Origin of the sequence: Streptomyces bluensis, assembly GCF_014650715.1 — a bacterium.
In the GTDB taxonomy this organism is placed as follows: domain Bacteria; phylum Actinomycetota; class Actinomycetes; order Streptomycetales; family Streptomycetaceae; genus Streptomyces; species Streptomyces bluensis.
This window is the reverse complement of the sequence record NZ_BMVM01000002.1, coordinates 874141-886992: the sequence shown is the minus strand read 5'-3', so window position 1 is coordinate 886992 and position 12852 is coordinate 874141. Positions and strand designations below refer to the sequence as shown.

The window sequence follows — 12852 nt, the reverse complement described above, 5'->3', positions numbered from 1 at the left end:
CTAGTACGGAACTACCGCGTCCGCACCCCGACCTGCTCCCAGGCCTTCAGCACGGCCCGCAGTTCGTCGCCCTCGCCGTACCGGGCCCGCGCCGCCGCGCCCGTCAGCTTCGCGAAGTCGGTGAACTGGGCTTTCTCCTTCAGTTCGCCGCCCGTCAGCACGTCGTACCAGATCTGCCCGGCCCGCTCCCAGGCGTGCCCGCCGAGCGCGGTGGCGGCCAGGTAGAACGCGTGGTTCGGGATGCCGGAATTGATGTGGACGCCACCGTTGTCGCGGCCGGTGCGCACATAGTCGTCCATCGTCGCGGGCTGCGGGTCCTTGCCGAGGACGTCGTCGTCGTACGCCGTGCCGGGAGCCTTCATGGAGCGCAGGGCGGTACCGGTGACACGCGGGGCGAGCAGGCCCGCGCCGATCAGCCAGTCGGCCTCGGCGGCGGTCTGACCGAGCGTGTACTGCTTGATCAGCGCGCCGAAGACGTCCGACACGGACTCGTTGAGCGCGCCCGACTGGCCGAAGTACGTGAGGTTCGCCGTGTACTGGGTGACGCCGTGCGCGAGTTCGTGGCCGATGACGTCGACCGGGATGGTGAAGTCGAGGAAGATCTCGCCGTCACCGTCCCCGAAGACCATCTGCTCGCCGTTCCAGAAAGCGTTGTTGTAGTCGCGGTCGTAGTGCACGGTCGCGTCCAGCGGCAGGCCGTTGCCGTCGATCGAGTCCCGCTCGTACGCCTTGAGGAACAACTCGAAGGTCGCGCCCAGGCCCGCGTACGCGCGGTTCACCGTGGCGTCCTTGCCGGGATCGTCGCTCTCGCCGCGCACCTTGTGGCCGGGCAGGTCGGTGCCGTGCCGGGCGTCGTAGACGGTGCGGTGCGGTTTCCCGGCCTCCGCCCCGGCGGGCGCGGCGACGGCCGGGGCGCCGATGACGGTGGTCAGGCGGCGGTGGGTGCGCTCCAGGGCGTCGCGCTCCAGGGTCCGGCGGGCGGGACGGGCCAGCGCGGGGTCCTCGTGCTGGGCCAGCTTGTCGAGGACGTGCGGTGGTACGACGGTGCAGAAGACGGGCTCGTGGCCCCCGTGGGTCTTCCTGCCTGTGTCCATGCCTGTTTTCATGTCCGGCACCCTTGCACTGAGTCATCGCACTGTCACTAGGCGCAACCATGATTGGTGAAATGTGGTGACACGAGTGCCGGTTCCTCGGTCGGAGGTGATGCCGGAGTGGTATGGAGCACTTTTTGCTCCGTTCCTCCCCTTGGCCGCCTTGGTCCGCATAGTGATCCCGCATACTGATACGGGCCCCCGCACAGAGTGAGGCTCGGCTATGCTCCGCAGCATCATGCGTTTCGGGCTGCTCCTCCTTAGCTGCCGCGGCGAGGGCCTGTAGTCGAGGCCGACCCCCTCCCCGCGGAGTTTGGCGTTGCGCCGTCGGCCGTCCACTCGGACACCCTGAGGAGCCCGAAGCATCATGGCGAACCGCCAGCAGCCCACCTCCATGCCGGTCCACAAGTACCGTCCGTACGACCAGGTCGACATCGCCGACCGCACCTGGCCGAACAAGCGGATCACCCAGGCGCCGCGGTGGCTCTCCACCGACCTGCGCGACGGCAACCAGGCCCTGATCGACCCCATGTCGCCCGCGCGCAAGCGCGAGATGTTCGACCTGCTGGTCAAGATGGGCTACAAGGAGATCGAGGTCGGCTTCCCCGCCTCCGGCCAGACCGACTTCGACTTCGTACGCTCGATCATCGAGGAGCCGGGCGCCATCCCGGACGACGTCACCATCTCCGTACTGACCCAGGCCCGTGAGGACCTGATCGAGCGGACCGTCGAGTCGCTGAAGGGCGCCAGGCGCGCCACCGTCCACCTCTACAACGCCACCGCTCCCGTCTTCCGCCGGGTCGTCTTCCGCGGCTCCAAGGACGACATCAAGCAGATCGCCGTCGACGGCACGCGCCTGGTGATGGAGTACGCGGAGAAGCTGCTGGGCCCGGAGACGGAGTTCGGCTACCAGTACAGCCCCGAGATCTTCACCGACACCGAGCTGGACTTCGCGCTGGAGGTCTGCGAGGCGGTCATGGACGTCTGGCAGCCCGGTCCCGGCCGCGAGATCATCCTCAACCTGCCCGCCACCGTGGAGCGGTCGACGCCGTCCACGCACGCGGACCGCTTCGAGTGGATGGGCCGCAACCTGTCCCGCCGCGAGCACGTCTGTCTGTCGATCCACCCGCACAACGACCGCGGCACGGCCGTCGCCGCCGCCGAGCTGGCGCTGATGGCCGGCGCCGACCGCGTCGAGGGCTGCCTGTTCGGGCAGGGCGAGCGCACCGGCAACGTCGACCTGGTCACCCTGGGCATGAACCTGTTCTCCCAGGGCGTCGACCCGCAGATCGACTTCTCCGACATCGACGAGATCCGTCGTACGTGGGAGTACTGCAACCAGATGGAGGTCCACGCACGCCACCCCTACGTCGGCGACCTCGTCTACACCTCCTTCTCCGGCTCCCACCAGGACGCCATCAAGAAGGGCTTCGACGCCATGGAGGCCGACGCGACGGCCAAGGGCGTCACGGTCGACGACATCGAGTGGGCCGTTCCGTACCTGCCCATCGACCCCAAGGACGTCGGCCGTTCCTACGAGGCCGTCATCCGCGTCAACTCCCAGTCCGGCAAGGGCGGCATCGCCTACGTCCTGAAGAACGACCACAAGCTGGACCTGCCGCGCCGTATGCAGATCGAGTTCTCGAAGATCATCCAGGCGAAGACGGACGCCGAGGGCGGCGAGATCACCCCGAAGGACATCTGGGCGGTCTTCCAGGACGAGTACCTGCCGAACCCGGCCAACCCCTGGGGCCGCATCCAGGTACGCAACAACCAGTCGACCACCGACACCGACGGCGTGGACACCCTCACCGTCGAGGCCGAGGTCGACGGCACGGAGACCACGCTGGTCGGCACCGGCAACGGTCCGATCTCGGCGTTCTTCCACGCGCTGCAAGGCATCGGCGTCGACGCCCGCCTCCTGGACTACCAGGAGCACACGATGAGCGAGGGCGCCTCCGCGCAGGCCGCCTCGTACATCGAGGTCGCGATCGACGACAAGGTCCTGTGGGGCATCGGCATCGACGCGAACACGACACGTGCCTCACTGAAGGCGATCATCTCGGCGGTCAACCGCGCAACGCGCTGACGCGCAGCCGCGTTCCCTCGCGCCCCCGGAAGGGGACGCGAGGGAAGTGCGCCGGTCCAGAGGCGCCGGGAACTGCGCGATCCAGAGGTACAGGGAACTGCGCAATCCAGCGGCGCGGGGAGCTGCGTGAGCAACCATCGACGACCGCACTTCCCGGACAACCCGCACCCCGCACACCCCCACCCAGGCCGCACCCCTAGCCCACCCGCACCTCCAGATCCGGCTCACCCAGCGCAGCGAACCGGCCATTCGTTCGCCAGATCACGAACGGGTCTCTTCCGGAGGGCTGACTCCACCTCAACAATGTGGCTAACATCACGGGGCGCGGCGATGGTGCCGCGGCGTTGGGAGGTGCGACGTGCAGCCAGACGGACGGGACGGCCGGGGTGCCCACGAGGCCCGCGCGCCGCGCGGAGCGGGCTCCCGCACGGCCGGTACGGCGAGCCGCACGATGACCCGCCTGCACCGCGTCCTGGGCACACGCACCGCGTGGACACCGGTCGGCGACGGCGAGTTCTTCTGCCCCGGATGCGGGGGCGACCGTAACTACCAGCGCCTCGTGGGCCGCCGCCGCCTCACCCTCGCGGGCGTCCCCCTCGTCTCCCGCGGCGAGACGGGCCCGGTCGTGGAGTGCGCGGCCTGCCGTCACCACTACGGCACCGAGGTCCTGGACCACCCGACCACCACCCGCTTCTCCGCGATGCTGCGGGACGCCGTCCACACCGTCGCGCTCGCCGTCCTGGCCGCCTGCGTCCCCTGCGCCCCCGCCGCCCTGTCGACCGCCGCGGACGCCGTGCGCTCCGCCGGCTTCGACGACTGCACGGTGGAAGGGCTCGGCGCCCTCGTCGAGGCCCTCGCCGCCGACACGGGCCGTGTCTTCGGCGAGCCCTGCGGCGCGGGCCTGGCCATAGAGCTCCACGAGGCCCTGGACCCCCTCGCTCCCCACCTCGCCCCGCCCGGCCGCGAGACCATCCTGCTCCACGGCGCCCGCATCGCCCTCGCCGACGGCCCGTACACCCCCGCCGAACGGGACGTCCTGTCCACGGTCGGGGCGGCCCTCACGATGACCGCGGACGACGTCACCCGCCTGCTGCTGGCGGCCGCCCGGACACCGTCGTAAACCGTCCAGCAGGTGAGACCCGGCATCCGAGGAGAGCCGCCTTGCCCATCACGAGCCGCACGGCCGCGATGTCCCCCGCCGCGGGACTGCTCACCGCCCTCACCGCCCTCACCGCACTCACCGCACTCACCGTCCTCGCCGTCACCGCCGCGACGAGCCCCGCCGCGGCCCTGCCCCCACGCGGCTGCACCTCGTCCGTGCCGTACACCGCCGGGCAGGGCGGCTACGACACGTACCGGATCCCGGCGACGATCACCACGCCCGGCGGCGCCGTGCTCGCCTTCGCCGAGGGACGACGCAACAGCGCGAGTGACACGGGCAGCATCGACGTCGTCCTCAGACGCTCGATCGACGGCGGCTGCACCTGGGGGCCGACGAAGGTGGTGGCGGCGGGGAAGGGGAACACACGGGGCAACCCGGCGCCCGTGGTGGACCCGCGCACCGGCCGCATCGTGCTCGTGACGTCCTACAACAGCGGCGCGGTGACCGAGGCGCAGATCATGCGGGGCGAGGTGACGCCGGAGCAGAGCCGCCGCGCCTTCGTCCAGACGAGCAGGGACGACGGCCGCACCTTCACGACGCCCCGCGAGATCACGGCGGACGTGAAGCTCCCGACCTGGCGCTGGTACGCGACGGGTCCGGGCCACGCCGTCGCCCTCACCCGCGGTCCGCACGCCGGGCGGCTGGTGATCCCCGCCAACCACTCCGCCGCGCCGCCCGCGGGTTCCTCCGACACGGGCCAGGAGGCGAAGTACTACGGCGCCCACGCCTTCTACTCCGACGACGGCGGTGCGAGCTGGCGGCTGGGCTTCGTGGACGACGCGTACGACGGGTACGCCAACGCGAACGAGAGCACGGCCGCCGAACTCCCCGACGGCCGCGTGTACTTCAGCTCCCGTGACCAGAACGGCACGAGTACCGGCAACCGGCTCGACGCGTACTCCCAGGACGGCGCCGCGACCCTGGCCCGCCCCTACACGGTCCAGCCCACGCTCAACGACGTCCCCGTGGTCCAGGGCAGCGTCCTCCAGGTGAAGAACGGCCCCCTCCTCTTCTCCGGCCCCTCCGTCCCGACGGCCCGCCAGTCCATGGCGATCTGGCGCAGCGGGAACGCGGGCGCGACGTTCACCAAGGCGAAGACCCTGTCGACGGCGCGCGCCGCGTACTCCGACCTCGTGCAGCTCGGCGGGGGCCGGGTGGGGGTCCTGTACGAGACGGGGGTGTCGGGGGCGTACGAGCGGATCGAGTTCCGGCGGGTGGCGGTGGCCGAGCTGGCGGGGTGACACCTGCCCAGCGGATTGCGCCCCCGCCGCCCCTACCCGTCCCATCCCTGGGGGCTGCCGCCCCCAGACCCCCGCATCGGCCTGAACGGCCTCGTCCTCAAACGCCGGACGGGCTGACGTTCAGCCCCTCCGGCGTTTGAGGAGCGGGGGTCGAAGGGGGCGGAGCCCCCTGGGCGGGGTCGAAGGGGCGGAGCCCCTGGGGATGGGACGGGTAGGGGCGGCGGGGGCGAGGAAAACCCGTTACAACAGACCCGCACTCGCCAGGTACTTCCCCACCCGCTCCACCTCGTCCTCCGACAACGCCACCTGAGGCTCGGCCGTCGCCCCGCACGCGATGACGCCCCGGAGCCGGAGCGCCGCCTTGAAGGCGCCGAGGGCCGAGGAGCTTCCGCCCATATGGCCGTCGGCGGCACCCACACCCACCATGCCGAACAGGGCGAACAGCCGGTCCTGCTCGGCGCGCGCCCGCTCCCAGTCACCGGCGCGGCAGAGCTCGTACAGGCGGACGTACCCGGCCGGGTCCACGTTGGCGAGACCGGGCACGGCACCGTCCGCGCCCATGGCCAGGGCCGAGTCGACGACGAGCTCCGAACCGGTCAGGACACTGAAGTCGGTGATGTCGTGGCGGGTACGGGCCCCCGCCACCACCGCGCGGAACCCCGCCTGGTCGCCGCTGGAGTCCTTCAGCCCCGCCAGCACCCCCTCGGCCGCGAGGCCGAGAACCAGGTCCGGGTCCAGCTTCGTGTGGACGGAGACCGGCAGGTCGTACGCGACGACCGGGACCGGCGAGCGTTCCGCGATCAGCCGGTAGTGGCGGGCGATCTCCACGGGGTGGGTGGGGGTGTAGAAGGGCGCGGTGACGACGACGCCGTCCGCGCCCGCCCCGATGACGGCCGCCACATGGTCCAGGACCCGGGGCGTGGTCATGTCGATCGCGCCCGCCAGGACCGGCAGCCGGCCGCCGACGTGCGCCACGACGGTCTCCACGACCAGCCTGCGCTGCCGGTCCGTCAGATACGCGGCCTCCGACGACGAGCCGAGCACGAACAGTCCGTGCACACCCCCGGCCACCAGATGGTCGACCAGGCTGATGAGGGAGGGGACGTCCACCTCGCGGTCCGGTGTCAGCGGGGTGCAGACGGGGGGAATGACACCGGTCAGCGGGGTGGACATGGTCATGGATGCTCCCTGGGTTCTTTCCGTACGTCGGGTACGGGGACGTCGGCCATGGCGGTGGCCTCGGGCGGTGCGGAGGCGGCCGCCTGGGCGACGAGCTCCCTGGTCGGCCGGCCCTCCTCAACAGGATGGTGGCACCGGAAGCGGTGACCGGGCGTCGACGCGGCCGTGACGTCCGGCATCACCTCCGCGCACACATCGTCCGCCTTCCAGCAGCGCGTACGGAACGGACAGCCGCTCGGCGGGCGTGTCGCCGACGGCACCGGCCCGACGAGCGGGATCGGGTCGATGGGGTCCAGCAGACCGGGCGTCGCGGAGAAGAGCGCGCGGGTGTACGGGTGACGGGCGCGTTCCGTGACCTCGTCGGCCGGGGACTCCTCGACGATCCGGCCGAGGTACATGGTGATCACGCGGTCGCTCATGCGCCGTACGGTCTGGATGTCGTGCGACACGAACACCAGGGCCAGACCCAGGCGTTCCTTCAGATCCAGCAGGAGGTTCAGGATCTGGGCGCGCACCGACACGTCCAGGGCGCTCGTGGGCTCGTCCGCCACCACCAGGTCCGGGTCCAGGGCCAGCGCCCGCGCGATGGCGACGCGCTGCCGCTGTCCGCCCGACAGCTGGCCGGGCAGGGCGTCGGCGAGTGCGTTCGGCAGACCGACCAGGGACATCAGCTCCCTCACCCGGTCCTCGCGTTCGGCCGGAGTGCCGCGCCGGTGCACGTCCAGTGGGTCGCGGAGGATCTGGCGGACGGGCAGCCGCCGGTTCAGCGCCGTGGACGGGTCCTGGAAGACCATGCCGGTGCCGCGGCCGACCGTGGCCCGGCGCTCGGCGGGCTTCATCGCCCACAGGTCCCGGCCCCGGAAGGAGACCGTGCCGGACGTCGGCCGCTGCACCCCCACCAGCACCTTGGCCAGGGTCGACTTGCCGCAGCCCGACTCCCCGACCACGCCGACCGTCTCGCCGGGTGCGATACGGAAGCCGGCGCCCGTGAGGGCGTACACCCGGTCGCGCGTGAACAGGCCGCCGCTGCGGGCCTTGTGGACGACGTGGGCGTCCGCGAGGGCGGCCAACTCGCGCCCCTCACTGCCGAGCCGCTCGGCCGACTCGTGCCCCGCACTGCTCACCCGGTCGGTCATCTCGTGCCCCTCACCGCTCACCCGCTCGGTCGGCTCATTCACGTCACGGCCCTTCCCGTCGGCTCGGGGGCGGTCAGGTCGACCGCCGGGTGGTGGCAGGCGGCCGTGTGACGGGCGCCGCCGAGGAGTTCGGGGCGGGTCGTGTGGCACACCTCGGTCGCCATCGGGCACCGGTCGGCGAACCGGCAGCCCGGAGGGAAATCGGCGGGGGAGGGGACCGTGCCCTTGATCTGCGTCATGCGTTCGGCGGCCGACTCCAGGGACAGCACGCTGCCGAGCAGGCCGCGTGTGTAGTGGTGGGACGGGCTGTCCACCAGGTCGGCCGTCACGCCCGTCTCCACGATCCGGCCGCCGTACATCACGATCACCCGGTCGGTGACGTCCGCGATGAGCGCCAGGTCGTGCGAGACGAGGATCAGCGCGAAGTCCAGCTCCTCGCGCAGCCGCAGCAGCAGCTCGATGATCTGTGCCTGCACGGTGACGTCGAGGGCGGTCGTCGGCTCGTCGGCGACGATCAGCCGGGGCTCGCGGGACAGGGCCATGGCGATCAGGACGCGCTGGCGCTGCCCGCCGGACAGTTCGTGCGGGTAGCTGCGCAGGGTGCGGTCCGGGTCGAGGCCGACGAGCTCCAGCAGTTCGGCCGGGGTACGCCGGCCGCCCCGCCGTACGACCTGTTTCAGCTGGGCGCGGATCGTCATCGCCGGGTTCAGGGACGACAGCGCGTCCTGGTAGATCATCGCCATCTCGTGGCCGAGCAGCCGGCGCCTGACGCGCATCGGTTCGGCCAGCAGGTCCCGCCCGCCGAAGCGGACCTGTCCGCGTACGCGGGCACCCTTCGGCTCCAGGCCCATCACGGCCAGCGCGGTCAGCGACTTGCCGCAGCCCGACTCGCCGACCAGGCCGACGACCTCACCGGGGTGTACGTCGAAGCTGATGCCGTCCACGATGTCGACGCCGCCGTGCCGCTGCGCGAAGCCGATGGCGAGGTTCTCCACCGAGAGCACCGGCTGTCCTCCGGGCAGGGGCCGGGCCCGGTCGCGCAGCCGCCGGGCCGCCTCCGTGAGCCCCGGCAGCCGAAGCACCGTCCCGCTGCCCGGCTCGGGCGCCTCCAGCCGGTCCCGCTCGCCCGTGCGCGCCTCGACGTCCCGGGGCGCGGGCGCCGCCCACGCGTCCGACACGCCCTCGGAGAGGATGTTCAGCGACAGCACCGTGATCAGCATCAGCAGCCCCGGGAACACGGTCGCCCACCAGCCCCCGGTCAGCACCATGTTCTTGCCGTCCGCGATGACACTGCCCCACGACGGGTCCGGCGGCCGCACCCCCGCGCCGATGAACGACAGCGACGCCTCGAAGACGATGGCCTCCGCGACCTGCACCGTGCAGAACACCAGAACGGGGGCGGCGCAGTTGATGGCCACGTGCTTCACCACGATGTGCGGCGTACGGGCCCCGATCACGCGCTCGGCGGTCACATAGTCCTCGCCGTACTGGTCCAGGACGTTGGCCCGTACGACCCGCGCGACCGGTGGCGTGAACAGGAACGCGATCGCGCAGATCAGCACACCGATACCGCCGCCGAACACGGCGACCAGCACGGCGGCCAGCGCGATGCCGGGGAACGCCATGACGACGTCCAGGCAGCGCATCAGCGTCTCGTCCACCGCCTTGCGCGAGGTCGCGGCGACGGCACCGATGACCGCCCCGACGAGCAGCGCCAGCCCGGTGGCCCCGAGCCCGATCGCGAGCGACCACCGGGCCCCGTACATCAGCCGGCTCAGGATGTCCCGGCCGAGGCTGTCCTGCCCCATCCAGTGAGCGGCCGACGGGCGCCCCGTACCGTCCACGAGCTCCTGCTGGTCGAGGGGGTCGTGCGGGGCGAGCAGCGGAGCCAGCAGCGCCACCAGCACCACGACCGACAGGAAGCAGACCGCGATCCGGGACAGCAGCGGAAGCCGCCGCCAGCCGCGCACCCGGATGCCCGGACGGGACAGGGCGTCCGTGAGGCGTTTGCGCGTCGTCACCATGAAGCCGCCCATCAGCTCGCCTCCCTCAGCCGCGGGTTGACCAGCAGATAGAGGATGTCGATGACGAGGTTGACGACCACGAAACCGGTCGCCGTCGTCAGCACCACGCCCTGCACCACCGCCGGGTCGCCGTTCTTCACGGCGTCGATCATCAGCTTCCCCATCCCGGGCAGCGAGAAGATCGTCTCGATGACGACGGCGCCGCCCAGCAGATAGCCGACGCGCAGCCCGAGCACGGTCAGCGGGTTGATCAGCGCGTTCCGCAGGACATTCCGGCCGACCACGACCCTCGGCGGCAGACCGCTCCCGATCGCCGTCCGCACATAGTCCTTGTCCAGCTCCTCCACCACCGACGTGCGGACGATGCGGGTGAGCTGCGCGGCCACCGGCAGCGACAGCGCGAACGCGGGCAACGTCATCGTCTTCAGCCACCCCGTGAACGAGTCCGCCGGATTGACGTACCCGCTCGTCGGGAACCAGCCCAGGTCCACCGCCAGGTACTGGATCATCAGCAGCGCCAGCCAGAACCCGGGCGCCGCCACCCCGGTCAGCGACACCACCCGGATGATCTGGTCCGGCAGCCGGTCCCGGTAGATCGCGGCGGTGACCCCGCCCAGCAGGGCGAGGACCACCGCGATGCCGAGGCCCATGAAGGTGAGCTGGACGGTGAGCGGCAGCGCGGTGGTGACCTGGTCGACCACCGGCGCCCTGGTCAGCGCGCTGATCCCCATGTCACCGTGCAGCAGGTCCCCGACGAATCCCACGTACCGCACGGGCAGCGGGTCCAGCAGCCCGTTCTCCTCCCGGAACCGGTGCAGTTGCTCGGGCGTCGGATTGGCCCCCTGGAAGAACGCCGACGCCGGGTCGACGTCGGAGAACCGCATGACCAGGAACACGAACAGCACGATCCCGAGCACGAGCGGGACGAGCAGCGCGACCCGGCGGATCAGGATCCTGAGAATGGCGATCACGTACGAACTCCCGTGACTCCGGTGACTTCCGTGATTCCAGCGACGGCAGTGACTGGAGCGACTCCAGCGACTGGAGCGACTCCAGCGACTCCGGCGCTCACGGTGACTGAACCCACTTGGCCTGGAGCAGGTTGATCCCCGGATAGGGCTGCGCCCTTATCCCCGCCAGCCGCTTCGGGTCCCACGCCGTCATCAACTCGGTGTGCACCACCGGGTACAGCACGGCCTGCTCGGCGACGACATCGACGTAGTCCTGGATCATCGCCTTCTTCTTCTCGGCGTTCGGCTCCCGCGTCGCCTGGTCCATGTCCTTGAAGAGCTGCTTGGCCACGGAGTTGTCGGCCCACCGGGTGTACTGCATCCAGAGGTTCGTCGCCGTGTAGTTGTACCGCATGATCAGATCGGCATCGAGACCGAACTGGTTGGGGTTCGAGGCGGCGGCGACGACCTGGTAGTCCTGCTTCTGGTCCATCTTCGTGAAGACGGCCGTGGTCTCCTGCGGCGACAGCGTGGTCTCGACGCCGATCGCGTCCCAGGAGGACTTGATGGTCGGCAGACAGTCGACGATCCAGCTGACGTTCACGGCCAGGATGTCGACCTTCAGCCCACTGACCCCGGCCTCCTTCAGCAGCCGCTTGGCCTTGTCCGGGTCGTAGTCGTACACGGTCTTCGCGCGCCGGTACGTGGGGTTCGCCTCGTTCAGGAACGACGTGGACGGCGTCCCGTGCCCCTTCAGCGCGACCTCCACCATCTTCTCGGTGTCGATGGCGTAGTGCAGCGCCTGCCGGACCCGTACGTCGTCGAAGGGCTTGTGCCGGGTGTTGAACATCAGGAAGAGGTTGTTCATCCCCGAGCCGCCCTTCACGGTCAGCCCGCCCTTCTCCAACTGCGCGATGTTGGCGTACGGGATGTTGTCCGCGATCTGCGAGCCGGCGCTGGCACCCGAGATCTTCGCCACGCGGGAGGAGGCGTCCACTATGGTCAGCCAGTTCATCTTCTTGAAGGCGGGCTTGCGCGGGCCGTTGTAGTCGGCATACGCCTCGAACGTCGTGTTGGACTTCGGGTGGTGCGCGGTCTGCCGGTACGGTCCCGAGCCGATCGCCTTGCCCCTGATGGCGTCCTCCCAGGCGCCGGGCCGCGAGAAGACGTGCTTCGGCATGATCTTCGCGAGGGTCAGCCGCGAAACCCCCTCGGGGAAGGGGAACTTCAGCACCAGCTCGACGTTCTGCGCGTCGATCTTCCGCACTTCCTTGAGCCAGCTGACGAAGAACCCCTTGGCCAGGGTCTGCGTGTCCGGGTCCAGAATCCGGTCGAACACGAACACCACGTCGTCGGCGGTGACCGGCTTCCCGTCGTGGAACGTCGCACCCGCCCGCAGCGTGAACTTCCAGGAGGTGCCGGTGAGATCGCTCGGCACCTCCGTGGCGAGCGCCGCGTACGGCTCGCGCGAGATGGGGTCGGTGTCGAGGAGGCCCTCGTAGATGTGGTTGTTGGCGGCCATGCAGAAGGCGGACGCCGTCTGTGTGGGGTCCCAGCTGCCGTCGTTGCCGTAGCCGATGACGGCGGTCAGCGTCCCGTTCCCGCCGCGCCCGCCCCCGGTGTCGTTGGTGGACTCGGGCCCGGACGAGCAGGCGGATAACGACGAGGAGATGGCTGCGGCGGCACCCAGTGCGCCGGAGTACTTCAGGAACGACCGGCGGTGCGGCGCCGGTACGTCGGGGGTCACGTCGCGCACGGTTCCTCCTACAGGGGTCCGGGAGGGGAGGAGTACGAGGAGTACTGAATATGTGGTGAGGAGATACGACGTCCTACGTCATAGGGAGCAGCGTGACCATAAGAGGGGTCGTGGGGGCGGTCAAGGGGTCGCACACGAATGGCGTGTCGCATGCCGTATCTTCCACAGGTGCGAACCAATGGCAGGGTGAAAACCGCCCCGGAGGTGGGACGTCGGATGTCCAG

Annotated in this window: 9 protein-coding genes; 3 read left to right on the top strand and 6 right to left on the bottom strand. The window is 70.5% G+C overall.

All coding sequences use genetic code 11. The features are described from left to right. Window positions 1–11: 11 nt before the first annotated feature. Entirely contained in the window at window positions 12–1094 is a 1083-nt protein-coding gene (locus IE262_RS09090; RefSeq protein WP_134040437.1) for a M4 family metallopeptidase, read from the bottom strand. 364 nt (window positions 1095–1458) lie between these two features. Here IE262_RS09090 and leuA point away from each other — a divergent pair, with 364 nt between their 5' ends. From leuA to IE262_RS09075, 3 genes are all read left to right on the top strand, one after another. After that, window positions 1459–3180 (top strand): 2-isopropylmalate synthase, encoded by a 1722-nt coding sequence (gene leuA, locus IE262_RS09085; RefSeq protein WP_134040436.1) that lies wholly within the window; start codon window positions 1459–1461, stop codon window positions 3178–3180. A gap of 451 nt (window positions 3181–3631) precedes the next feature. Next, window positions 3632–4300, top strand: a complete 669-nt coding sequence (locus IE262_RS09080; RefSeq protein WP_134040523.1) for a TerB family tellurite resistance protein — start codon at window positions 3632–3634, stop codon at window positions 4298–4300. A gap of 68 nt (window positions 4301–4368) precedes the next feature. Further along, window positions 4369–5583, top strand: coding sequence for a sialidase family protein (locus IE262_RS09075; RefSeq protein ID WP_189872914.1), 1215 nt, complete (start codon window positions 4369–4371; stop codon window positions 5581–5583). Window positions 5584–5823: 240 nt separating this feature from the next. Here IE262_RS09075 and IE262_RS09070 read toward each other — a convergent pair whose 3' ends face one another. From IE262_RS09070 to IE262_RS09050, 5 genes are all read right to left on the bottom strand, one after another. Continuing rightward, complete coding sequence (locus IE262_RS09070) at window positions 5824–6762, bottom strand: dihydrodipicolinate synthase family protein (protein ID WP_134040435.1); 939 nt, start codon at window positions 6760–6762, stop codon at window positions 5824–5826. Next, window positions 6759–7940, bottom strand: a complete 1182-nt coding sequence (locus IE262_RS09065) for an oligopeptide/dipeptide ABC transporter ATP-binding protein (RefSeq protein WP_229877168.1) — start codon at window positions 7938–7940, stop codon at window positions 6759–6761. Before IE262_RS09065 ends, IE262_RS09070 begins: the two co-directional genes overlap by 4 nt. Beyond that, window positions 7937–9922 (bottom strand): dipeptide/oligopeptide/nickel ABC transporter permease/ATP-binding protein, encoded by a 1986-nt coding sequence (locus IE262_RS09060; protein ID WP_189872909.1) that lies wholly within the window; start codon window positions 9920–9922, stop codon window positions 7937–7939. Before IE262_RS09060 ends, IE262_RS09065 begins: the two co-directional genes overlap by 4 nt. 11 nt (window positions 9923–9933) lie before the next feature. Next, window positions 9934–10893 carry an ABC transporter permease gene (locus IE262_RS09055; RefSeq protein ID WP_134040434.1) on the bottom strand — a complete coding sequence of 320 codons (960 nt, stop codon included), beginning with the start codon at window positions 10891–10893 and terminating at the stop codon, window positions 9934–9936. A gap of 97 nt (window positions 10894–10990) precedes the next feature. Further along, window positions 10991–12628: an ABC transporter substrate-binding protein gene (locus tag IE262_RS09050; RefSeq protein ID WP_189872588.1), complete on the bottom strand. Its 1638-nt coding sequence runs from the start codon at window positions 12626–12628 to the stop codon at window positions 10991–10993. Between the last annotated feature and the right edge of the window lie 224 nt (window positions 12629–12852).